Source organism: Streptomyces montanisoli, from assembly GCF_017813245.1.
Classification (GTDB): domain Bacteria; phylum Actinomycetota; class Actinomycetes; order Streptomycetales; family Streptomycetaceae; genus Streptomyces; species Streptomyces montanisoli.
The window spans coordinates 1-22,348 of the sequence record NZ_JAGIQL010000114.1; the positions used below are offsets into that span (position 1 = coordinate 1).

A 22,348-nucleotide genomic window follows, 5' to 3' on the forward strand; every position below is an offset into this window, starting at 1 on the left:
CCCGCGTCCGAGGGCGTCGAGCCCGGCCCGAAGGTCCGCTCCGCGGTGACCGTCCCGACGCCGCCGCCCGGGGCGCCCGGGTGCGCGTCCGGCAGTCCGCGCGGATCGGGCCGCGACGGTTCGTAGCCGCCACGCTCCGGGGAGTGCGGCGGGCGGTAGTCGTTCTCGGGCCTGCCGTAGTCGCCGTCGGGCCGCCGGTAGTCACCGTCGGGCCTGCCGTAGTCGCTCTCCTGCCGTCCGTACTCCGTGTCGGGGCGGCCGTACTCCCCCTCCTGGCGTCCGTCCTGGCGTCCGTAGTCGTCGTCAGGCCTGCCGTACTCGTCGGCCGGCCTGCGGTAGTCGTGCACCGGCTGCTGCGTGCGCGCGCCCGTATAGGGGTCGTCCTGGTATCCCCCGAGGCGCGGCTGCTGCCAGGACATCTCCTCCTGGGGGCGCGGCCAGACGCCGGGGTCGGGGCGCTGCTGGTGCTGCTGGTACTCCGGGTAGGCCGGGCGCACGGAGGGGAGCCCGTCGTCCTGGGCGCGGTGCCCGTAGCCGTCCTCGTAGGAGCCGTGGCGCGGCTGCGGCACGGGCGGCGCGGGGGCGGGGACCGGCTCGGCGGCCGACGGGTCCACCGTGATGGCGATCCGGATGGGCCTGCCGCACTCGTGGCTCAGGGTCTCGCTGATGAGCGGAGCGAGCCTGCCCTCGAGTACGCGCTTGCCCCACTCGTTGGGAACGGAGAGGAGAGCGGTGTCCGCGACGAGTGCCAGCGGCTGGCAGCGCTCGATCCACTGCTTGTCCTTGGACTCGACACCCTGCTGGCCCTCCCGCAGGAGTTGCTCGAGCACCCGGGGCCACACTGCGGCAAGATCGGCAGGTACGTCAGCCACAGGGCACGCTCTCTCGCAGGTCCCACGAATGTGTGCTTCTCGGGACGGGTCGGTAACACCGGGAACAAGGCGACCGGAGTCCCGTCACGGTAGTCAGGGCGACCCGCGTCGTTCAAGTCGTTGTCCACAGGCTGTGTACAGTGCCGAGGTGCGCATACTGCTGGTTTGACCGGATGGCGTAATCCCGCGTACCGTGACCAGGTCGAGTTGTCGATGGCTGCTGCCGCCTGCCTCCGATGGGCAAAGATCACGGATCTGTGATCGAGAAGCGGTGCACACGGGCGTGACGAGAGCTGCTACTCGTGGGCGCACGGTGACAGCCAGGCGATGCCCGCCATCACCCATCATTCTCTGGAGCCCCTGAGTGAGTAAGCGCACCTTCCAGCCGAACAACCGTCGTCGCGCCAAGACCCACGGGTTCAGGCTGCGGATGCGTACCCGTGCCGGCCGCGCGATTCTCGCGTCCCGCCGTGGCAAGGGTCGCGCCCGTCTGTCCGCCTGATTCCGCACAGGTCATGACGTGCTGCCTACCGAGCATCGGCTGAGGCGGCGCGAAGAATTCGCGGCCGCGGTACGCCGAGGACGCAGAGCCGGACGACCCCTCCTGGTCGTCCACATGCGCAGCGGCGAACCGGACCCGCACGCGCCGGGGGAGAGTGCTTTCCCGACGCGTGCGGGTTTCGTCGTGAGCAAGGCTGTGGGCGGCGCCGTCGTCCGTACGCGGGTGAAGCGGCAGCTGCGCCATCTCGTCCGCGAACGCCTGTCCGTACTGCCCCCCGGTAGCCTGGTTGTCGTACGTGCGTTGCCCGGTTCGGGTGACGCGTCCCACGAACAACTGGCCCGAGACCTGGATGCCGCTCTCGAGCGACTGCTGGGAAGGGGCGCGCGATGAAGTATCCACTGCTTGCGCTGATCAAGCTGTACCAGTGGACGATCAGCCCTTTGCTCGGGCCGGTCTGCCGCTACTACCCGTCGTGCTCGCACTATGGGTACACGGCGATCGACCGGCACGGCGCGGTGAAGGGAACGGCGCTTACCGCCTGGCGCATTCTGCGGTGCAATCCGTGGTCGCCCGGCGGTGTGGATCATGTACCGCCGCGGAAGCGACCGCGGTGGCACGAGTTGCTGCGTGACGCGTGGCGCAGAAAGAGCGGGCACTCCGCGACTGGCGTGCCTTCCGGAGGACCGGGATCGGATCCGTCCTCCAGTCCGGCCGCAGAGACCTCGCCCCATGCTCAAGGAGCCTGAATGTTCGACTCGATTGCCAGTTTGTTCAGCTTCATCACCTGGCCCGTTTCCTGGGTGATCGTCCAGTTCCACTCGCTGTACGGGGCGATCTTCGGCCCTGACACGGGCTGGGCGTGGGGACTGTCCATCGTCTCCCTCGTGGTGCTGATCCGTATCTGCCTGGTCCCGCTCTTCGTGAAGCAGATCAAGTCGACGCGGAACATGCAGGTGCTCCAGCCGAAGATGAAGGCGATCCAGGAGCGCTACAAGAACGACAAGCAGCGTCAGTCCGAAGAGATGATGAAGCTGTACAAGGAGACGGGCACCAACCCGCTCTCCTCGTGCCTGCCGATCATCGCGCAGTCGCCGTTCTTCTTCGCGCTGTACCACGTGCTCGCGGGCATCGCCAACAACACCAAGATCGGCGCCATCAACAGCTCGCTGCTGGACAGCGCGCAGAAGGCGCACATCTTCGGCGCTCCGCTCTCCGTCAAGTTCCTGGACAACGCGGACAAGGTCGCCGCCCTCGGCGCCTCTCTGACGACCGTGCGGATCGTCGCCGGGATCATGATCCTCATGATGTCCGCGTCGCAGTTCTACACGCAGCGCCAGCTGATGACGAAGAACGTCGACATCACGGTGAAGACGCCGTACATGCAGCAGCAGAAGATGCTGATGTACGTGTTCCCGCTGATCTTCATGGGCATGGGCATCAACTTCCCCGTCGGTGTCCTCGTCTACTGGCTGACCACCAACGTGTGGACCATGGGTCAGCAGATGTACGTGATCAACCAGAACCCGACGCCGGGCAGCAAGGCGCAGGACGCCTTCCTCCAGCGGCTGCTGAAGACGGCCACCACCCACGGGCAGGTCCGTTCGCGCCGCAAGCGGAAGATGATCGCGACGATCGTCGGCAAGGGTCCCGACCGCAACGACAACGAGCGCAAGTTCGTGACCGGGCTCGCCAAGGCGGGGCTCGCGCCGCAGGCCGACGGTTCGCTGGTGAAGAGCGAAACGGTCGCGGCCGAGGCAGGCGTCGGCGGCGGCCAGGCGCGGCGGCAGCAGCCCAAGCGGCAGAGCAAGTCGCAGCGGCAGGCGTCCGGCATCGCGACCACGCACACCGCGGTCGCCGAGACCGAGACCGAGACGGAGGCGGAGGCCCAGGCCGCCGAGCCCACCACCCTGGAGAAGGGCGGCGAGCAGCCGAAGAAGCAGGGCTCGTCGAAGCAGGCTCCGGCCAAGCAGGCCCCGTCCAAGCAGACGTCTGCCAAGCACGGCGGCCAGGCGAAGTCCGGCCAGGCGAAGTCCGGTCAGCAGGGGAAGCAACAGGGGCAGCAGCCCGCCAGGTCCAAGGCCTCAGGCAAGCCCGCCGCCGCGCGGTCAGGCCAGGCGAAGTCGGGGCAGCGCAAGGGCCAGCAGCGGCCCAAGCACCCCTCCAAGAAGTGAAGAAGGAGTCCATCCGTGACGGAAGGAACCGTTGCCGCCACCGAGGGTGCAGCCGAGAGCGGCGACGCCCTGTCCCACCTGGAGCAGGAGGGTGAGATCGCGGCCGACTACCTCGAGGAGCTCCTCGACATCGCCGATCTCGACGGCGACATCGACATGGACGTCGAGGCGGACCGTGCCGCGGTGTCGATCATCAGCGACGCCGGCGGCCGGGACCTTCAGAAGCTGGTCGGCCGCGACGGCGAGGTGCTGGAGGCGCTCCAGGAGCTGACACGGCTGGCGGTGCACCGCGAGACCGGCGACCGCTCCCGGCTGATGCTGGACATCGCCGGCTTCCGCGCGAAGAAGCGCGCGGAGCTCGCGGAGCTGGGCGCCAAGACGGCGGACGAGGTGAAGAAGACCGGCGAGTCCGTGAAACTGGACCCGATGACCCCCTTCGAGCGCAAAGTCGTGCATGACGCGGTCGCGGCCGCCGGCCTGCGCAGCGAGTCCGAGGGCGAGGAGCCGCAGCGGTTCGTCGTGGTCCTTCCTGCCTGACCGGATACCTTGACCGGATCCTCCGACCGGATCCCCTGATCGGATCCTGTGCGTGCCGGCCCCGTCTGTTCGCAGACGGGGCCGCTGTTTGTCAGCCTCTGAAGGTGAGCCGCCGCGTGGTGGCCCGGTATGGAAGGACGGTTCCCGTGACGGAGGCGGCTGAGCTTCCCCCAGCCCCGGAGGGGGCGCGGACGGTTTTCGGCGAGTACTTCCCTGAGGCGGTCCGGTATGCGGAGCTGCTTGCTGACGCGGGGGTCAAGCGGGGCCTCATCGGCCCCCGCGAGGTGCCGCGCCTGTGGGAGCGGCACCTGCTGAACTGCGCCGTTCTCTCGGAGGTCGTCCCCGAGGGTGTCATGGTGTGCGACGTCGGGTCGGGCGCGGGGCTGCCGGGCATCCCGCTCGCGCTCGTACGCAGGGACCTGAAGATCACGCTCCTCGAGCCGCTGCTGAGACGGACGAACTTCCTCCAGGAGGTCGTCGAGCTGCTCGGGCTCGACCATGTGACGGTCGAACGCGGACGCGCCGAGGAGGTGCTGGGCAAGGTCCAGCCCGTCCACGTGGTGACCGCACGGGCCGTGGCGCCCCTCGACCGCCTCGCCGGCTGGGGCGTGCCACTGCTGCGGCCCTACGGCGAGATGCTGGCTCTCAAGGGCGACACCGCCGAAGAGGAGCTCAAGAGCGCCAGGGCCGCCCTGGGAAAGCTGGGCGTGGTCTCCACCTCGGTACTGCGCGTCGGGGAGGGCGTGGTCGATCCCCAGGCCACCGTGGTGCGCGTCGAGGTGGGCGAGTCGCCTGGCGGTGTCCGGTTCGCGGCCAAGCGTGCCAAGGCCGCCCGTACGGGACGGACGCGTCGGCGCCGCTGACGTCCCCGATCCAGTCGAAAGGCCCGGCATGAGGCTTATGTGCCTGATGCTCCATAAATGACGGCGTGTCGTAACGCCCCGGAGTGTCGGGGCGATCTGATCCGGCAGCGCGTGCATCGTGTTTCACGTGAAACGTCGCTCACTGCTTCAAGGAATCATCGACCGTGGGCGCGCGGCCACCACACCGCGAGTCCGTAAACCCCTCGGACGGTCCACGGAGTTGTCCACAAAGGCGGTTTCGTCCACAGAACGCAGGGCCTCGCTGGTTCGCGACCCCCAAAGCATGGCAGGCTCTGTTCATTGCGAGTCTGAAGTCGAGGAGAGTGAATCCTTGCGGTCCGACGCCAACATCGCGGGACCGATGGCCGATCCGGTCCCCGGTCCCCGTACCGAGTCCCTGGGAGACGATGTTTCACGTGAAACACCGCCCCCAATGGACGACACCCCCATCGGCAGAGCTGCGCAGCTTGCCGTGGAGGCACTGGGCCGCGCCGGTGAGGGGCTCCCACGCCCCGAGCAGACGCGTGTCATGGTGGTCGCCAACCAGAAGGGCGGCGTCGGGAAGACCACGACCACGGTGAACCTGGCCGCTTCCCTTGCGCTGCACGGTGCGAGGGTCCTGGTGGTCGACCTCGACCCGCAGGGCAACGCGTCCACCGCGCTGGGTGTCGATCACCACGCCGAGGTGCCGTCCATCTACGACGTGCTGGTGGAGTCCAAGCCGCTCTCCGATGTCGTCCAGCCGGTCCCCGATGTGGAGGGGCTGTTCTGTGCCCCGGCGACCATCGATCTCGCCGGTGCGGAGATCGAGTTGGTGTCGCTGGTCGCCCGGGAGAGCCGGCTCCAGCGAGCGATCACGGCCTACGAGCAACCGCTGGACTATGTCCTGATCGATTGCCCGCCATCCCTGGGCCTGCTCACCGTGAACGCGCTCGTTGCGGGCGCCGAGGTGCTGATCCCCATCCAGTGCGAGTACTACGCGTTGGAGGGGCTGGGGCAACTGCTGCGCAATGTGGACCTGGTGCGCGGCCACCTCAATCCCGATCTGCATGTCTCCACGATCCTGCTGACGATGTACGACGGCAGGACACGGCTGGCTTCGCAGGTGGCGGACGAGGTGCGCAGTCACTTCGGTGAAGAGGTGCTCCGCACGAGCATCCCCCGCTCCGTGCGAATTTCGGAGGCGCCCAGCTACGGCCAGACCGTGCTGACCTATGATCCCGGATCGAGCGGTTCCCTCTCATACCTCGAAGCTGCGCGCGAGATCGCGCTGCGCGGGGTCGGGATCCGCTACGACGGTCAGAACGCCCATCAGGGCGGTCAGAACAACCAGCAGAACATGTCGGAGGGCATCCAGTGAGCGAGCGACGTAGGGGGCTGGGACGTGGGCTCGGTGCGCTGATTCCCGCTGCCCCGCAGGAGCCGGCACCGGCGGCCGGCGAGTCCGCATCGGCGGGAACGTCCGGGGTGCTCACCGCCGAACGAGGTGTGGCCGCGGCCAAGGTGACGGCACTTCCGCAGGCGGCCACGTCTCCCGAGACGCAGCCGTCCGGCGAACGGCCCATCCCGGAGCAGCCGCAGGCGGCGGAGCCCCCGGCCATGGTGGCGGGTGCGCACTTCGCCGAGGTCCCCATCGACTTCATTACGCCGAACCCTCGCCAGCCCCGTGAGGTCTTCGACGAGGACGCGCTCTCCGAGTTGGTGACCTCCATCAAGGAGGTCGGGCTCCTGCAGCCGGTCGTCGTGCGGCAGATCAGCCCGGAGCGTTACGAGCTGATCATGGGTGAGCGACGCTGGCGTGCGTGCCGCGAGGCCGGACTCGAGCGCATCCCGGCGATCGTACGGGCCACCGACGACGAGAAGCTCCTGCTGGACGCCCTGCTCGAGAACCTGCACCGCGCCCAGCTGAATCCGCTGGAAGAGGCCGCGGCCTACGACCAGTTGCTCAAGGACTTCCACTGCACGCACGACCAGCTCGCAGACCGGATCGGCCGCTCGCGACCGCAGGTGTCCAACACGCTGCGCCTGCTGCGGCTGTCGCCTTCGGTCCAGCGCAGGGTCGCGGCCGGCGTACTGTCGGCCGGCCATGCGAGGGCGCTGCTGTCGGTGGAGGATTCCGAGGAGCAGGACCGACTGGCACACCGCATCGTGGCCGAGGGCCTGTCGGTGCGCGCGGTCGAAGAGATCGTCCAGTTGATGTCGGCCGAGCCCAAGAGCGCCACCAAGACGAAGAGCCCTCGCGCGGGGGCGAGGGTGTCGCCCGCACTGACGGAGTTGGCGTCCCGGCTTTCGGACCGCTTCGAGACCCGGGTGAAGGTCGACCTCGGGCAGAAGAAGGGGAAGATCGTGGTCGAGTTCGCCTCCATGGACGACTTGGAGCGCATTCTCGGCACGCTCGCTCCTGGCGAGGGGCGCGTCATGGACCGCGGGCAGGGCGGGGGATCCGAGGAGCAGACCGAGGGCTGATCGTCACGCTGCCGTACGAGGGCGGGCCGTGTCTCCGGGTGCCGGAGACACGGCCCGCCCTCTTTGCCCGCTCTCGGTGTGTCAGGCGCAGGCCTGTGGATACGATGCGAGCAGTGGCCTGGGCGTGTGAGGCGAGGAAGTGAGGAACGGCTTCATGGGACGTCGGCTCGTGCCGCTCACACTGGACAACCTCCCCGACCTTCCCCACCGTTGCCGGGCGTGCGTGTTCTGGGAGCTCGACCCCGTCCGTGGCGACGCCGCCGAGCGGGCGGGCCGGTCGGCGAACGAGAAGGAAGCCTGGATCTCGTCGGTCCTGCTGGAGTGGGGCTCCTGCGGGCGTCTCGTCTACGTCGACGAGGTGCCGGCCGGGTTCGTGCTGTATGCGCCTCCGGCCTACGTGCCACGCTCCACGGCCTTCCCCACGAGTCCGGTCTCCCCCGACGCGGTCCAGCTGATGACGGCCTCGGTCCTGCCTGCGTACCAGGGCCAAGGGCTTGGCCGCGTCATGGTCCAGGCCGTCGCCAAGGACCTGCTGCGCCGAGACTTCAAGGCGATCGAGGCCTTCGGTGATGCCCACTGGAAGGAGCCGGCCTGTGTCCTCCCCGCCGACCATCTGCTGTCAGTGGGGTTCAAGACCGTGCGCTCCCATCCGGCGTACCCCCGTCTGAGACTGGAGCTGCGCTCCACGCTCTCATGGAAGGGGGACGTGGAAATGGCACTGGACCGGCTCCTCGGAGCCGTGCAGAAGGAACCGGCGCTTCGGCCCCTGTGAAACGGGCCCGCCTCCCCTGCCGGGGAGACGGGCCCGTTTCACGTGAAACATCTCGATCGACTAGCCGATGAAGTCGTCCAGGTCACGCACGAGCGCCGCCTTGGGCTTCGCGCCGACGATGGTCTTGGCGACCTCGCCGCCCTGGTAGACGTTCAGCGTGGGGATCGACATGACGCCGTACTTGGCAGCCGTGGTCGGGTTCTCGTCGATGTTGAGCTTGACCACCTGGATCTTGTCACCGTGCTCAGCGGCGATGGCCTCCAGAGACGGAGCGATCTGGCGGCACGGGCCGCACCACTCGGCCCAGAAGTCGACCAGGACGGGCTTGTCGCTCTTGAGAACGTCCTCGTCGAAGGTGTCGTCGGTTACGTGCTTCAGGTCGCCGGCCATGGCGGCCTCCTTCATTCGATGGGTGGGTAGCTCGGCGGTTCGGACCGTGATGGTCTTCTCAGACCGTGGCGGTCTTCTCCGGCTCGGGGACCGTCTCGCTGTCGTTCAGGGCGGCGAGGTAGCGCTCGGCGTCCAGCGCCGCGGAGCAGCCGGTGCCCGCGGCGGTGATCGCCTGCCGGTAGGTGTGGTCGACGACGTCGCCCGCTCCGAAGACACCGGTGACACCGGTCCGGGTCGTCGGTGCGTCGACCTTCAGGTAGCCCTCGTCGTCCAGGTCCAGCTGGCCCTTGAACAGCTCGGTCCGCGGGTCGTGGCCGACCGCGATGAACAGCCCCGTCACGGCCAGCTCGGACGTCTCGCCGGTCTGGGTGTCGCGCAGGGTCAGGCCGCTGAGCTTCGGGTCGCCGTGGATCTCCGCGACTTCCTTGTTCCAGGCGAAGGAGATCTTCGGGTCCGCGAAGGCGCGGTCCTGCATCGCCTTGGAGGCACGGAGCGTGTCACGGCGGTGGACGATCGTGACGGACTTGGCGAACCGCGACAGGAAGGTGGCCTCCTCCATGGCGGTGTCGCCACCACCGACCACGACGATGTCCTGGTCCTTGAAGAAGAAACCGTCACAGGTGGCACACCAGGAGACACCGCGACCGGAGAGCTGGTCCTCGCGGGGGAGCCCCAGCTTGCGGTACGCGGACCCGGTGGCGACGATCACGGTCTTGGCGCGGTGGACCGTGCCCGCGGTGTCCGTGACGGTCTTGATGTCGCCGGTGAGGTCGACCTCGATCACATCGTCCGGGACGAGCTCCGCGCCGAAGCGCTCGGCCTGAGCCCTCATGTTGTCCATGAGCTCCGGGCCGACGATTCCGTCCTGGAAGCCCGGGAAGTTCTCCACCTCGGTGGTGTTCATCAGCGCACCACCAGCGGTGACGGCACCCTCGAAGACCAGCGGCTTCAACGACGCACGCGCGGTGTACAGCGCGGCGGTGTAGCCGGCCGGCCCGGAGCCGATGATGATCACGTTACGGACGTCGCTCACGGGTTTTTCCTCGTCTCTGGGGACTGCCTCTTCGGGACCAGTACGACGACTGTCATCCCACGCAACGGATCCTACGGGCCGTACATTCCCGGGGGCCGTCGGCACGAGAAGGGGCCGCGGTCACCGGCGAGGATAGGTCTCCGTGAACAGCGTCTTCCCCTTGACGGCGGGAACCGATCCCACGCATGTGGAGTCGATGACGTAGACCCGCACCTTCGATTCGTCCGCCGGATTCGCCAGGACGAGCAGATAGGCCGGGGTCCCACGGTACGTTCCCTGCTCGGCGCCGAGAATCGCCTCCGAGCGACCGGTCCCCTGGCGAACGCAGAGCGGCACCGGAGGTGCGGTACCCAGCATCGGCTGATCGGTCATGGTGCCCGGGTTCGCGGAGGCGGTACGTGCGTTGGGGTTCGCGCGGGGAGCGCTGCTGGTCTTGGTGGCCAGGAGCGTGTTGACGCTGGTCTCCAGCGGGCGGCCGGAGAACTCGTCCTCTGTCGTCGCGGTGGCCGTGATGCGGGGGGAGGTCGTCGTCTGTGCTGCGGCCGTGTTGTCGCCGCTCGCGTCCGACGGCTGAAGGAGGAAGACCCCCGCACCGATGACGGCGGCACCGAGGGTGGCTCCGATGATCGCGGCGCCACGGCGGCGTCGCGGGGCGCGGGCTCGTCCGGGGCCGGTCGTGGAGCGCGGAGGCCCGCCGGGGGCTCGCGAGAGGCGCGATGTTTCACGTGAAACACGCGACTGCTCCAGTACACCGTCCGACTCCGCGGACGGAGAGGGGCCGGGGACAGGAACGACCGATACCTGCGGCACCAAGGAGGCGTCGTCGGCCACGGAGGAACCCAGAAGCGCTTCGGCCGCCAGGGCCGCGTCGATGCGTGCGGCGGCGTCCTCGTCCATGCGCGGTGGCTCAGGCAGCGCCCCGAGCAGGTCCCTGATCTCCGTGAGGGACTGCCGCACGTCCGCGCACAGGGCACAGGTGTCGAGATGGGCACGTAGCTCCGCAGCGCGGGGCGACGACAGGAGGCCTTCGGTGAACTCCGAGATCTCGGACACGTCCGGGTGCTGGTCCGTTTCGGACGGGGAAGTCACGCGCGCCCACCTCCGCCCTTCACCGCTGCCGGATCGCCTGGTTCCGTAGAGCTCTGCCCCGTTGCCGGTGGGACGGATGTCCCCGGCGTCCGGTTCCTTCCCTCACGCATCGGGGCGCCACCCTCGGCGTCGCCCCGCAGATGAGCCAGGAGCGGGACCAGTCTGGCCCGCCCCCGTGCGCACCGGCTCTTGACCGTGCCGCCCGGCACTCCGAGGACTCTCGCGGCCTCCGCGACGGGGTATCCCTGCATGTCCACCAGGACCAGGGCCGCTCGCTGGTCGACGGGGAGCTTGGCCAGCGCGGCCAGGAGTTCACGGTGGAGGTCCTGGCGCTCCGCGGGCTCCTCGGCCGATTCATGCGGCTCGAGCAGCTGCTCCATCCGCTCCGTGTCGTTCACGGGCGTGCTGCGGCGGCTGGCCGCCTTCCTGGTCCGGTCGATGCAGGCGTTCACGGTGATGCGGTGCAGCCATGTGGTGACGGCGGACTGCCCACGGAAGGTGTGGGCGGCGCGGAAGGCGGACACCAGGGCGTCCTGCACGGCGTCCGCCGCTTCCTCCCGATCGCCCAGCGTGCGCACGGCGACGGCCCACAGCCGATCGCGGTGGCGCCTGACCAGCTCACCGAAGGCGTCCGGGTCGCCGGCGACGTGCGCGGACAGGAGATCCTGATCGCTCGCGCCGGCGAGTGCGGCTTCGTCCAACGGTGAGCCCCTCCCCTGGTCCCGTCAGCTGGTGACCCGGATCTCCGAGACCTTGCCCCGGTAACCGCCGTCGCCTGCCGACGGCAGTTTGGTCAGCCAGACCAGAACGTACCGCGACTTCACCGGCTTGGACGGCTTCAGCTGTACTTCCTTACCCGTTCCCTCGGCAATCTTCGTGAAGTCGTCGACACTCGTGGGCTCGGACGCGGCGTCCGGCGACGCGGCCCTGAGCTCCACGGACGTGCTGCCTACGAAGTCGACGGTGACGGAGCCGACCGTCTGCGCCTTGCCGAGGTCCAGGACGAGGCCGACGCCCGGCTTCAGGTTGCCGAAGGTCGGCTCGCCGATGTACCGCTTCGTCTCCCACGCCGTGGAGGGATCGTTGTCGATCGCCTTGGGCACGTCCTCCGGGTTCTCCGACCCGTCGCCCGGCGCCGGATCGAAGTCGTGCGCCCCGGAGATGGCGATGGGGCGGGGCTGCGACGCCGCCTTGTCGCCGCCGTCGTTGGTGACCTTCGACGGGGTCGGCGTGTCCTTGCTGTCATGGCTGTTCAGCACGTGGTCGGCGACCTGCCAGCTGCCCAGGCCAAGCGCCACGATCACGAGGGCCGAGACCACCCACTTCAGGAGCCTGCCCGGCGGTGTCTGGAGCGGGGGCGGCGGCACCACCGGAGGCGTGACCACCGTGTTCCGCGGACCCGGCTGCGGCGTGCCGTAGTTGCCCTGCTGGTACGTGGTGCGCTGGTAGTCGGGGGGCGCGGTGAACGAGGGCTCGGGCGGCCGGATGCGGGGCATCTCGGCAACGGCCTTGGCCAGTTCGTCCGGGGTCGTGCAGGGCGGATCCTGGCGGGACGCGGTGGCGCCGTCGTTCGCCAGAGCACGCATGGCGAGCTCGGACAGCCCCCGGTGGATGCCGGCACGCACCTGGTCGGGCGGGATCAGCCCGACGCCCTTCGGCAGCCCCGTGAGGCCGTAGGCATCGGTCTCGTACGGCCAGCGCTGGGTCAGCGAGGCGTACAGCAGCGCGCCGATGGCCTCCGTGTCGGCACGCTGGGGACGCTCCGCGGTGATGCCGCGCAGCGCCGCGTTCACACCGAGACCGCGGATGCGGTACTGGCCGCCGGAGGTCCTGAGCACGGCACTGGGCGTGAGCCGCAGGTGCGAAAGCCCTTCGCGGTGCGCCGCGGCCATCGCCTGCGAGACCTGGCTGACCAGCTGATAGGCGTCGTGCGCCTCGAGCGGCGCGGAGGCGAGCAGTGCGGTGAGTTCCACCGCGTCAGGGAGCCATTCGTGGACGACGTAGACCAGGTCGTTCTCCTCGACCGCGTCGAGGACCTGCACGAAACGGGGGTCGGCGATCAGGGCGGAGGAGCGGGCGGCTGCCAGCACGGAGCGGGCGCGGGGGTGTTCGGCGGGCAGGATGTGCACCCCGACCGCGCGGCGCAGCTTCTCGTCGACGGCACGCCAGCTGCTGAATCCGTCCAGACGGGTGACGCACTCCTCCAGGCGGTAGCGTCTCGCCAGCTTGTGGCCACTGTGCAGCTCCGGCGTCGCGAGAGCCTTCTCGGTGTCCTCGGGCTCGTCGCTCGTGTCAGTCGCGTCCTCAGGCGCGGACTGCTCCGCGGTGTCCTGGGCTTCCGCCACCCCGTCGGTCGTGGCCTCTTCCGCCGTATCCTTCTTGGCGGCCAGCGGTTCATCACCGCTGTTGTCGGCCACGTCGACGGCAGCCGTGCTACGTTCCGCCACCGTCGCTCCTGCCTCCCCATCCGTTGCGCACTATCCAACAGCCAAGCCAATTGTGCCCACAGTCCGGCCCTATGCACGACACACGGACGCGGGCGATGGTTGTGCCAGGCCCGGCCCGCCTACCGCCCGAGCCGCCCGCGCACCATTCCGACCATGCCGTTCAGTTCCTCGATCCGCATCTTCTTGGCCGCGACGTAGAAAATGGCCAACATCAGCACGCCGCCGACGAGCAGGGCCGCGAACGCGCCCGCGGCGCCGTCGCCGATCACGTGCAGCAGGCCGAATCCCGCGATACCCGCGACGACCGCCGCGGGAATCGCGGACATGCACAGCCGGGCGTACGTACGCACCACACGGCTGCCGTCGAGATCGCCGCCCATGCGCTTCTTGAGTCTCCGCCAGGCCACACCGACACCCACGGCGTAGGCGAGGCCGTACGAGCCCGCCATGCCCACCACGGCCCAGCGGTGCGGAAGGACCAGGGCGCAGGCGCCCGACGCGGCGGCGTTGACCGCCGCGACGATCACCGTGTTGTAGAAGGGGGTCCGCGTGTCCTCGTACGCGTAGAAGCCGCGCAGGACCACGTACTGCACGGAGTACGGAATGAGACCGAGGCCGAACGCCATCAGGATGAAGCCGATGTTCCGTGCGCCGTCGGCGTCGGCGGCCGCGTAGAGCAGGCTCGCGAGCGGCACGCCGAGGGCCACGAACGCGAAGGCGCACGGCACGATGGCGACGGCCGACGTACGCAGGCCGTAGGAGATGTCGTCGCGCACGGCACCGGTGTCACCGTCGGCCGCCGAGCGGGCGATCCGGGGGAGCACCGCCGTCATGATGGACACCGTGATGATGGCCTGCGGCATCTGCCACAGCAGCAGGGCGTTGTTGTAACCGGCGATGCCAGTGCCGGACTGGCCCTGCTTCTCGGCGAGCGTTCCGGCCCAGGTGGCCAGTTCTGTCACGACGATGAGGCCCAACTGGTTGGCGAGGACGAAGAAGAACGTCCACTTGGCGAGGCCCGCCGCCTTGCCGAGGCCGTGGCCGCGCCAGTCGAACCGGAGGCGGATCTTGAAGCCCGCCTGCCGCAGGTACGGAATCATCGAGAGCGCCTGCACGGTCAGGCCGAGCAGCGTGCCGATGCCGAGGAGGCGTACGCCCTCGGGCGAGATGTTCGAGGGCGCCACGCCGGAGTGGCCGGCCGTGCCGTAGGCCCAGATGAAGGCGCCGAAGGTGGAGATGACGATGATGTTGTTGAGGACCGGTGTCCACATCATCGCGCCGAAGCGTCCGCGAGCGTTGAGGATCTGACCCATCACCACGTGCACGCCCATGAAGAACATGGTGGGCAGGCAGTAGCGGGCGAAGGCGATGGCCACCGCGTTGGTGTCCGGGTGGCTGACGTACGTCGGCGACATCACGCGGATGAGCAACGGCGCGCCGAGCACGCAGATGGTCGTCACACCGGCGAGCAGGACGACGACCAGGGTCAGCAGGCGGTTCGCGTAGGCCTCGCCACCGTCGTCGTCGTTCTTCATCGCTCTCACGAGCTGCGGGATGAACACCGCGTTGAGCGCACCGCCGCCCACGAGCACATAGATCATGGTGGGGAGGGTGTTGGCCACCTGGTACGTGTCGTTGAGCGTGCCGACGCCGATCGCGGCGGCCATGACGAGCGTGCGCAGGAAGCCGGTGAGACGCGACACGATGGTGCCGGCGGCCATCACGGCGCTCGACTTGAGGAGGCCGCTCGCCTTGCTGCCCGCCTTCGCGGGCTTCGCCGGGGCGGTCTCCGGCTCCGGTTCGGGCTCTGCGGGCTGGAGCTGCCCGCCGGCGTGCTGGTCCCGGTACAGGTGGGCGAACGCGTCGTTCTGCTGGGGTTCCGTGCCCGCGCGGGTCACGAGGTCGTCGACGCCGGTGAACTGGGCCGTCCCCGGGTCGCTGGCGCCGGGACGCCGGCCGGGGCCCGCGGGCCCCGGCGGCGGGGACTGGGCCCAAATCCTCGGGTCGGGTCCGTAGTGCTGCTGAGGCTGTTGCGCCGGCTGGGCTTGCTGCGGCTGCTGGTAGAACTGCTGCGTCGCGTCCTGGTAGTCGCCCGGCTGGTAGGGAGCCGTCTGGGCGGGTGGCCCCTGCGGGGCGTGCGCTGCGCGGTCGTGGAGCGCGTCGGTCACCGGATCCTGCGATGACTGTCCCTGCGCCCAGTACGGGTCCTGCTGGTACGCCTCCTGGACGTACGGGTCCCTCGCGTAAGGGTTCTGGGCCTGCTGTTGTTGCTGCGCGTGCTGCTGGTCGTACGGCGTGGGCGGCTGCTGCTGGGCGTCGGCGTGAGGGTCCTGCGCGTACCCGTCCCGGCGGTATGCGTCCTGCGTGTAGCCGTCCTGGTTGTAGCCGTCCTGCGTGTACGGGTCCTGGGCATACGGGTTGTGCTGGGCAGGCGGTGGTGAGGGGGCCTGCCCTGCGGGATCGCCGCCCGTTCCCGGGCCGCGGTCACCGTCGTACGGCGCGTTCATGGTTACCCCACCTCATCGTCCCCGGCCGACCGGCCACGACATTCGCTCAACGGTCCACCTTCTCACCCGGGCCCGACGGTGCCGGGTTTTCCGGTCCGGTGTCCACCGCGGGGTCACTCGGCTGCCCGTCACCGGAGCCGTTGTCGCGCACGCCCCCCGCGCCCGGGTCCTGACCGTCGTCGCCATGGCCCGCGGCGGCCGCACGGCGGGCAGCCGCACGCTTGCGGCGGCTGTACATCTTGACGCCCGCGAGGACGAGCAGCAGGACGCCGCTTGCGATGACGAGCATGGCCGTGGGGGTGATCTCCGAGACCTTGACCTCGAAGGTCATCTTCTGGCTGTAGGGATGGCCGTCCTCGGTGAACAGCTGTGCCGTCAGCTCGACCGGACCGTTGGCGTTGCCGGTGCCAGAGAACTTCACGGACTGGCTGTGACCGCCGCCGACCTTGATGGGCTGCTCGGCCACGGCCTTGCCGTCGTCGAGCTTGAGGCGTGTGGGCTTGCTGGAGGTCAGGCGCAGCACGAGGTGCTGGGCGTCCTGGAGGAGCTTGTTCTGGACCGTCACGGGGATGGTCGCGCTGCGCCCCGACAGCGTCAGGTCGGACTTCGGCACGAGCCGGACCTCGTCCTTCAGTCCCTTCAGGTAGGTCCTGACCGTGCTCCGGTAGGCGGCCGCGGCGGCGGCGTCGCCACGCCAGGACGTCGACATCGACCGTTCCTGGGCGTTCGCGAACGGCGCCTCCACCCGGTCGGGAGCGCTGAGGATGTCGGTGAACCTGGTCAGCAGGTCCTGGGTGTCCTTGATGTCCTGGAAGGCCGAGACGGGCAGTTCCTTGCGGCGGAGGCCGCGCGGGTAGTGCGAGGCCCGCGGGACGTTCGTGTTCGCGTGGGGATCCGGGGTGGCGGACGCCGCCTGTGTCAGGTTCTGCGACTCGGTCCAGCGCTCGGAGTCCAGCCCGTGCAGCGCTGCCGCCATCGCCTGCACCTGGCCGGCGTCGGGCATGCGCTGCGGGGCGACGACGATGCTGCGCTCCTTGTTCGGCACCTGACGCGTCAGGGCGAGCGTCTGCGCGAGGAACTGCTGTTCCGCGAGCGTGGAGGAGGCAGCCGTCGTCAGGTCGCCATCGAAGGCGGTGGAGAGCCGGCTGTCCGCCACGATCGCCGTGGTCCCGCCGCCGATGGGTCGGGCCGCCGTCGGCGTGTAGGGCAGGTTGTCGCCGAGGCTGTCGCTGCGGGTGATGACCTTGTCCGCGCCCGCGGAGGTCGCCACGTCCACGATCGAGGGGTCGATGGCGCCGTCGATCGGCCACGCGAAGTCCGTGGACGGCGTCACGTGGAGGATCGTGTCGACGGTGGTCCTGGCGACCTGGGTGGCCGGCTGGAGGTGGCTGAGGCTGCCGGAGACGCTCCGCCCGGCGTGCGCGAGGGACGCCAGATCGGGGTCCGCGAACGGCAGCGCGACGACCGGATGATTCTTCACAGCCTTCTCCAGCGAGTTCAGCCACTGGTTGGCGAGCGCCTGGTTCTTGCCGGGGACGGTGGTGTTCCCCTTCTTGATGCTGTACTTGTGCGTCATCGCGTCGACAGTGGCCAGCAGGTCGGGGTCGATCACCCAGGTGACGGGCAGCTGGCTGCCCAGGGAGACCATCTGCTGGAGCCGGCCACCGGGCGCCAGGTCGGCAGCGAGATCGTCGTTGTCGAAGATGGGCGTCTGCTGCTCGTCGGACCCGGTACGCGCCGACAGGTGCACCTTCGAGATCAGCGGCCACAGGAACGTGAGCTGCGTCTTCTTGTCGGTGGGCTCGGGCTGCCACGGCAGGAACGTGCGCTGTATCCCCAGGACGTGGTCCCACGGCTCCTGGGAGGTCTGCCCCGACAGGGAGACGCCGAGCTGATAGACGCCATCATCCTGCAGACCCAGGTCGCTCACCGGGACCGAGAGGGCGAAGTCCTGGTGTGTCTTCGCGGCAAGGCGGGAGATCTTCACCCGGTACTTGCCGCCCAGCGGTGCGACCTGCACGTTCGTGTTCGTGGCGTTCCGGGTGGCGTCGTCGATGGCGCCGCGCCCCGCGAGGCGGGGGCCGACGCGCAGATCGACGTCCGCGTTCGTGATCGCGTGGTCGGACCTGTTGGTCACGGTGCCTGAGACGGTGAGCGTGTCACCTTTTACGGGTGCACTCGGCGAGAGGGTGTTGAGCGCCACGGCCACGGGGCTGTCCGACGCCGCCTTCTTCGACACGGAGGCCCCCACGGCTGTCGTGTGCGGCGCGGCCTGCGCCTCCGGCGCCGCGGTGGCCACCAGGCCGGCCAGCAGGGGTGCGCCCGCGACCAGGGATCCCGCGCGCCGCAACCACCGACGGGCAGCGCCGCTGCCCGTCCCCCGGAAGTGCCCCGCATCGGCCACGCGCTCGCCCGTCCTCGTCCTTGTTGTTTGCCGCTGGTGGTCTGTCGTTCGCTGCGTCCACGCATGGTAACGAGGGGCGCTGTGGTGAAGTGCTGCGGACCGCTCCACGAGATCGGAAGGGTCTCACGAATGCGAGGGGAGCGGCGGGCCGCTCCGAAGGGACCGTAGGCTTTCCTGTTGTGCCGAACGCCAACGAAGACAATCCCAGAGCACTGAACCAGGTGCAGAGCCGCGCGGTCAGCGAACTGCTGCGGGTCTCCCCCGTCGCCGACGCCTTGGCGCGCCGCTTCCAGGAGGCCGGCTTCTCGCTTGCCCTGGTGGGCGGGTCCGTCCGGGACGCCCTCCTCGGCCGGCTCGGCAACGACCTGGATTTCACGACCGACGCGCGACCGCAGGACATCCTCAAGATCGTCAGGCCGTGGGCGGACGCGGTGTGGGACGTCGGGATCGCCTTCGGCACGGTCGGCTGCCGCAAGGAGGCGCGCGTCGGCGACGTGGAGCAGAGCTTCCAGATCGAGGTCACCACCTACCGCTCCGAGGCGTACGACAGGACCTCGCGCAAGCCCGAGGTGTCGTACGGGGACTCCATCGAGCAGGACCTCGTACGTCGTGACTTCACGGTGAACGCGATGGCGCTCGCGCTGCCCGCGAAGGAGTTCGTCGACCCGCACGGGGGGCTGCGTGACCTCGCGGAGCGGGTGCTGCGCACACCCGGCACGCCGGAGGAGTCCTTCTCGGACGACCCCCTGCGGATGCTGCGTGCCGCCCGCTTCTCCGCGCAGCTGGACTTCGAGGTGGCCCCCGAGGTGGTCGCCGCCATGAAGGAGATGGCCGACCGCATCGAGATCGTGTCGGCGGAGCGCGTAAGGGACGAGCTGAACAAGCTCCTGCTGTCCGAGAACCCCCGTAAGGGGCTCTCGCTCCTGGTCGGCAGTGGCCTCGCCGACCGCGTGCTGCCGGAGCTGCCGGCGCTCCGGCTGGAGAGCGACGAGCACCACCGTCACAAGGACGTGTACGACCACTCGCTGATCGTGCTGGAGCAGGCCATCGACCTGGAGGAGGAGGGGCCCGACCTGGTGCTGCGGCTCGCGGCGCTCCTCCACGACGTGGGCAAGCCGAAGACCCGGCGGTTCGAGAGCGATGGCAGGGTGTCGTTCCACCATCACGAGGTGGTCGGCGCGAAGCTCGTCAAGAAGAGGCTGACCGCCCTCAAGTACGCCAACGAGATGATCAAGGACGTCTCGCGTCTTGTGGAGCTGCACCTGCGGTTCCACGGCTACGGGGCGGGCGAGTGGACGGACTCGGCCGTACGCCGCTACGTGCGCGACGCGGGCCCGCTCCTCAGCCGCCTGCACAAGCTCACCCGCTCGGACTGCACGACCCGCAACAAGCGGAAGGCGGCCGCGCTCTCCCGTGCGTACGACGGACTGGAGGAGCGGATCGCGCAGCTCCAGGAGAAGGAGGAGCTCGACTCGATCCGGCCCGATCTCAACGGGAACCAGATCATGGAGATCCTCGGCGTCGGCCCCGGGCCGGTGATCGGCACCGCCTATGCGTTCCTGCTGGAGCAGCGGCTGGAGAACGGGCCCATGGGTCAGGACGAGGCCGTGGCCGCGCTCAAGGAGTGGTGGGCGAAGCAGGCGAGCTGAGTCATGTTTCACGTGAAACATGACCCGCTGGCGGTGACGTTTCACGTGAAACATGGCTGAGGCCCCCGGGACACCGTCCCGGGGGCCTCAGTCCGAAGCTCGGCGCTGGGTCAGCGCTCGACCTCGGTCAGCGCTCGACCTCGCCGCGGATGAACTTCTCCACGTTCTCGCGGGCCTCGTCGTCGAAGTACTGCTTCGGCGGCGACTTCATGAAGTAGCTGGATGCCGAGAGGATGGGCCCGCCGACTCCGCGGTCCTTCGCGATCTTCGCGGCACGCACGGCGTCGATGATGACGCCGGCCGAGTTGGGGGAGTCCCAGACCTCGAGCTTGTACTCCAGGTTCAGCGGAACGTCACCGAAGGCACGGCCCTCGAGGCGGACGTAGGCCCACTTGCGGTCGTCCAGCCAGGCGACGTAGTCGGACGGGCCGATGTGCACGTTGTCGGCGCCCAGGTCGCGGTCCGGGATCTGCGAGGTGACGGCCTGCGTCTTGGAGATCTTCTTGGACTCAAGGCGCTCGCGCTCGAGCATGTTCTTGAAGTCCATGTTGCCGCCGACGTTCAGCTGCATCGTGCGGTCGAGGACGACGCCGCGGTCCTCGAAGAGCTTCGCGAGCACACGGTGCGTGATGGTCGCGCCGACCTGCGACTTGATGTCGTCGCCGACGATCGGCACGCCGGCCTCGGTGAACTTGTCCGCCCACTCCTTGGTGCCCGCGATGAACACCGGGAGGGCGTTCACGAAGGCGACCTTGGCGTCGATGGCGCACTGGGCGTAGTACTTCGCCGCGTCCTCGGAACCGACCGGCAGGTAGCAGACCAGGACGTCGACCTTGCGGTCCTTCAGGATCTGGACGATGTCCACGGGGGTCTCGTCGGACTCCTCGATGGTCTGGCGGTAGTACTTGCCCAGACCGTCCAGGGTGTGGCCGCGCTCGACCGTGATGCCGGAGGACGGCACGTCGCAGATCTTGATGGTGTTGTTCTCGCTGGCACCGATGGCGTCCGCGAGGTCGAGGCCGACCTTCTTCGCGTCGACGTCGAAGGCGGCGACGAACTCGATGTCCCGTACGTGGTAGTCGCCGAACTGCACGTGCATCAGCCCCGGCACCTTGCCCGCCGGGTCGGCGTCCTTGTAGTACTCGACGCCTTGCACCAGCGACGAGGCGCAGTTGCCCACGCCGACGATGGCTACGCGAACCGAACCCATTCCGGTTGCTCCCTGTGTGATCTCGGTGTTCCCGATGAGGCTCCGCGGTGAAGCGGGCCTCACTTGGTCCTGTCGTCGGACGGATCCGGCGGACCGGGGTGCCGCGAGGGCGAGCCCTCGGCAGATGCGGCACCCCGGCGCCGGGGCAGACCGTCCTTGTGGTCGGTGTCCTGCGGCGCACGCCGGTCGGCGGCCCTGGAGCCGGCTGCCCGCTCGCTCTCGATGAGCTCGTTCAGCCAGCGGACCTCCCGCTCCACGGATTCCATCCCGTGGCGCTGGAGCTCCAGCGTGTAGTCGTCGAGACGCTCGCGCGTGCGGGCGAGTGAGGCGCGCATCTTCTCCAGACGCTCCTCGAGACGGCTCCGGCGCCCTTCGAGGACGCGCATGCGCACCTCACGCTCGGTCTGCCCGAAAAAGGCGAACCGGGCGGCGAAGTGCTCGTCCTCCCAGGTGTCGGGACCGGTCTGGGCGAGCAGCTCCTCGAAGTGCTCCTTGCCCTCGGCCGTCAGCCGGTAGACGATCTTGGCCCGGCGGCCGGCGAGCGACGCGGCGAGCGCGTCCTCCAGGGCGCTGCCCGGCTCCTCGATCAACCAGCCGTTGGCGACCAGCGTCTTGAGGCACGGGTAGAGCGTCCCGTAGCTGAACGCACGGAAGATGCCCAGCGACGTATTGAGGCGTTTGCGCAGCTCGTAGCCGTGCATAGGGGACTCGCGAAGCAGACCGAGCACGGCGAACTCAAGGATCCCCGAGCGCCTGCTCACCCCTGCTCCTTTCGTCGCCCTCACGCCTGACCGCTTGTTTATCTCGATCCGACATGTCGTGCTGATGTATCGAGTCGATACATCAGCACGATAGAGGGCGGTGGCTGCCGCGACAAGAGGAGGACTCGTGAACGCGATCACATCGTCAATTCACAGAGTGCAAGTTGCCTGATTTGGGGTGACCTTCGGGGCTCGGAGAGTTTTGACCGTGCGTAGTCTGTGCGGCATGCAGACCACCGGGACCCCTGAGACGCGAGGGAGCGTCGCGTGCACGGGCCCAGCGAAGTCGGGGCGGACGACCACGGACGCCCGGCGGACCGGGGCCGCGCCGAGGGGCCGGAACACCACTGCCGCTTCCAGGCGCACTCGCCTGCCCGAGGAGTAGTCGTTCGATGAGCGAGCACCGTCGCAAACCGCCGCAGCCGCAAGGTGGCGGACGTGCCGCGGCCAGGCGCACGGCCCAGCAGCCGTCCGGCCGCCGCGCCGCCCCTTCCCGAGAAGGGGCGGCGGCGTCGCCCGCAGCCCCGCACGGCGAGGACGAGCAGCCCTACCCCCGCCGTGCCGCGGCCTTATCCGAACATCACACGTCTGGACTCCGGTCACCGATGTATCTCCCATGCCGTCTTCCGCTGTGTAGAAGGGGGGGGGGGGGGGGGGGGGGGAGGGGGGGGGGGG

Annotated in this window: 20 protein-coding genes; 10 read left to right on the plus strand and 10 right to left on the minus strand. The window is 69.1% G+C overall.

The annotated features are described in order from the left end of the window. Positions 1–872 (minus strand): chromosomal replication initiator protein DnaA (locus JFN87_RS33820; protein WP_504739787.1); only part of this gene is annotated, 872 nt, incomplete at its 3' end. Positions 873–1,236: 364 nt separating this feature from the next. On the opposite strand from JFN87_RS33820, the gene rpmH reads away from it, so the two are divergent. From rpmH to JFN87_RS23435, 9 genes are all read left to right on the plus strand, one after another. Next, on the plus strand, positions 1,237–1,374 hold the full coding sequence (gene rpmH, locus JFN87_RS23395) for a 50S ribosomal protein L34 (RefSeq protein WP_003949374.1): 138 nt from the start codon (positions 1,237–1,239) through the stop codon (positions 1,372–1,374). A gap of 18 nt (positions 1,375–1,392) precedes the next feature. Further along, complete coding sequence (gene rnpA, locus JFN87_RS23400) at positions 1,393–1,764, plus strand: ribonuclease P protein component (protein WP_209342945.1); 372 nt, start codon at positions 1,393–1,395, stop codon at positions 1,762–1,764. After that, positions 1,761–2,120 carry a membrane protein insertion efficiency factor YidD gene (yidD, locus tag JFN87_RS23405; protein ID WP_078849843.1) on the plus strand — a complete coding sequence of 120 codons (360 nt, stop codon included), beginning with the start codon at positions 1,761–1,763 and terminating at the stop codon, positions 2,118–2,120. Before rnpA ends, yidD begins: the two co-directional genes overlap by 4 nt. Then, the gene (gene yidC, locus JFN87_RS23410; RefSeq protein WP_209342947.1) at positions 2,121–3,545 is read left to right on the plus strand and encodes a membrane protein insertase YidC; all 1,425 of its coding nucleotides are present in this window, start codon (positions 2,121–2,123) and stop codon (positions 3,543–3,545) included. Positions 3,546–3,560: 15 nt separating this feature from the next. Continuing rightward, complete coding sequence (locus JFN87_RS23415) at positions 3,561–4,082, plus strand: Jag family protein (RefSeq protein WP_209342948.1); 522 nt, start codon at positions 3,561–3,563, stop codon at positions 4,080–4,082. Positions 4,083–4,228: 146 nt separating this feature from the next. Next, positions 4,229–4,945 (plus strand): 16S rRNA (guanine(527)-N(7))-methyltransferase RsmG, encoded by a 717-nt coding sequence (rsmG, locus tag JFN87_RS23420; RefSeq protein WP_209342949.1) that lies wholly within the window; start codon positions 4,229–4,231, stop codon positions 4,943–4,945. A gap of 283 nt (positions 4,946–5,228) precedes the next feature. Then, on the plus strand, positions 5,229–6,305 hold the full coding sequence (locus tag JFN87_RS23425; RefSeq protein ID WP_209342950.1) for an AAA family ATPase: 1,077 nt from the start codon (positions 5,229–5,231) through the stop codon (positions 6,303–6,305). Beyond that, the gene (locus JFN87_RS23430; RefSeq protein ID WP_209342951.1) at positions 6,302–7,411 is read left to right on the plus strand and encodes a ParB/RepB/Spo0J family partition protein; all 1,110 of its coding nucleotides are present in this window, start codon (positions 6,302–6,304) and stop codon (positions 7,409–7,411) included. Before JFN87_RS23425 ends, JFN87_RS23430 begins: the two co-directional genes overlap by 4 nt. Before the next feature lie 154 nt (positions 7,412–7,565). Beyond that, positions 7,566–8,183, plus strand: coding sequence for a GNAT family N-acetyltransferase (locus tag JFN87_RS23435; RefSeq protein ID WP_209342952.1), 618 nt, complete (start codon positions 7,566–7,568; stop codon positions 8,181–8,183). A 60-nt stretch (positions 8,184–8,243) separates the two neighbouring features. On the opposite strand, the gene trxA is transcribed toward JFN87_RS23435, so the two are convergent. The 7 genes from trxA to JFN87_RS23470 form a co-directional block, all read right to left on the minus strand. Further along, positions 8,244–8,573 (minus strand): thioredoxin, encoded by a 330-nt coding sequence (gene trxA, locus JFN87_RS23440; RefSeq protein ID WP_209342953.1) that lies wholly within the window; start codon positions 8,571–8,573, stop codon positions 8,244–8,246. 58 nt (positions 8,574–8,631) lie between these two features. Continuing rightward, on the minus strand, positions 8,632–9,606 hold the full coding sequence (trxB, locus tag JFN87_RS23445) for a thioredoxin-disulfide reductase (RefSeq protein WP_209342954.1): 975 nt from the start codon (positions 9,604–9,606) through the stop codon (positions 8,632–8,634). Between the two features lie 120 nt (positions 9,607–9,726). Further along, positions 9,727–10,695: an anti-sigma factor family protein gene (locus JFN87_RS23450; RefSeq protein ID WP_209342956.1), complete on the minus strand. Its 969-nt coding sequence runs from the start codon at positions 10,693–10,695 to the stop codon at positions 9,727–9,729. Continuing rightward, positions 10,692–11,396 carry an RNA polymerase sigma factor SigM gene (gene sigM, locus JFN87_RS23455; RefSeq protein WP_209342958.1) on the minus strand — a complete coding sequence of 235 codons (705 nt, stop codon included), beginning with the start codon at positions 11,394–11,396 and terminating at the stop codon, positions 10,692–10,694. The genes JFN87_RS23450 and sigM overlap by 4 nt, the downstream gene beginning before the upstream one ends. A gap of 24 nt (positions 11,397–11,420) precedes the next feature. After that, the gene (locus JFN87_RS23460; RefSeq protein WP_209342960.1) at positions 11,421–13,142 is read right to left on the minus strand and encodes a protein kinase family protein; all 1,722 of its coding nucleotides are present in this window, start codon (positions 13,140–13,142) and stop codon (positions 11,421–11,423) included. A 119-nt stretch (positions 13,143–13,261) separates the two neighbouring features. Next, positions 13,262–15,649: a murein biosynthesis integral membrane protein MurJ gene (gene murJ, locus JFN87_RS23465; protein WP_209342962.1), complete on the minus strand. Its 2,388-nt coding sequence runs from the start codon at positions 15,647–15,649 to the stop codon at positions 13,262–13,264. A 46-nt stretch (positions 15,650–15,695) separates the two neighbouring features. After that, positions 15,696–18,053: a DUF6049 family protein gene (locus tag JFN87_RS23470; RefSeq protein ID WP_209342963.1), complete on the minus strand. Its 2,358-nt coding sequence runs from the start codon at positions 18,051–18,053 to the stop codon at positions 15,696–15,698. A gap of 179 nt (positions 18,054–18,232) precedes the next feature. On the opposite strand from JFN87_RS23470, the gene JFN87_RS23475 reads away from it, so the two are divergent. Then, positions 18,233–19,702 (plus strand): CCA tRNA nucleotidyltransferase, encoded by a 1,470-nt coding sequence (locus JFN87_RS23475; protein WP_209342965.1) that lies wholly within the window; start codon positions 18,233–18,235, stop codon positions 19,700–19,702. A gap of 127 nt (positions 19,703–19,829) precedes the next feature. Here JFN87_RS23475 and JFN87_RS23480 read toward each other — a convergent pair whose 3' ends face one another. Both JFN87_RS23480 and JFN87_RS23485 read right to left on the minus strand, forming a co-directional pair. Further along, on the minus strand, positions 19,830–20,912 hold the full coding sequence (locus JFN87_RS23480; protein ID WP_209342967.1) for an inositol-3-phosphate synthase: 1,083 nt from the start codon (positions 20,910–20,912) through the stop codon (positions 19,830–19,832). A 59-nt stretch (positions 20,913–20,971) separates the two neighbouring features. After that, on the minus strand, positions 20,972–21,673 hold the full coding sequence (locus JFN87_RS23485) for a PadR family transcriptional regulator (RefSeq protein ID WP_209342969.1): 702 nt from the start codon (positions 21,671–21,673) through the stop codon (positions 20,972–20,974). Positions 21,674–22,348 lie beyond the last annotated feature (675 nt).

Excerpts from the sequence above, each read along its gene's own strand:
- JFN87_RS23480 (WP_209342967.1), bottom strand. The coding sequence starts at position 20,912 with ATGGGTTCGGTTCGCGTAGCCATCGTCGGCGTGGGCAACTGCGCCTCG.
- yidD (WP_078849843.1), top strand. The coding sequence starts at position 1,761 with ATGAAGTATCCACTGCTTGCGCTGATCAAGCTGTACCAGTGGACGATC.
- trxA (WP_209342953.1), bottom strand. The coding sequence starts at position 8,573 with ATGGCCGGCGACCTGAAGCACGTAACCGACGACACCTTCGACGAGGAC.
- yidC (WP_209342947.1), top strand. The coding sequence starts at position 2,121 with ATGTTCGACTCGATTGCCAGTTTGTTCAGCTTCATCACCTGGCCCGTT.
- JFN87_RS23435 (WP_209342952.1), top strand. The coding sequence starts at position 7,566 with ATGGGACGTCGGCTCGTGCCGCTCACACTGGACAACCTCCCCGACCTT.
- JFN87_RS23425 (WP_209342950.1), top strand. The coding sequence starts at position 5,229 with ATGGCAGGCTCTGTTCATTGCGAGTCTGAAGTCGAGGAGAGTGAATCC.
- murJ (WP_209342962.1), bottom strand. The coding sequence starts at position 15,649 with ATGAACGCGCCGTACGACGGTGACCGCGGCCCGGGAACGGGCGGCGAT.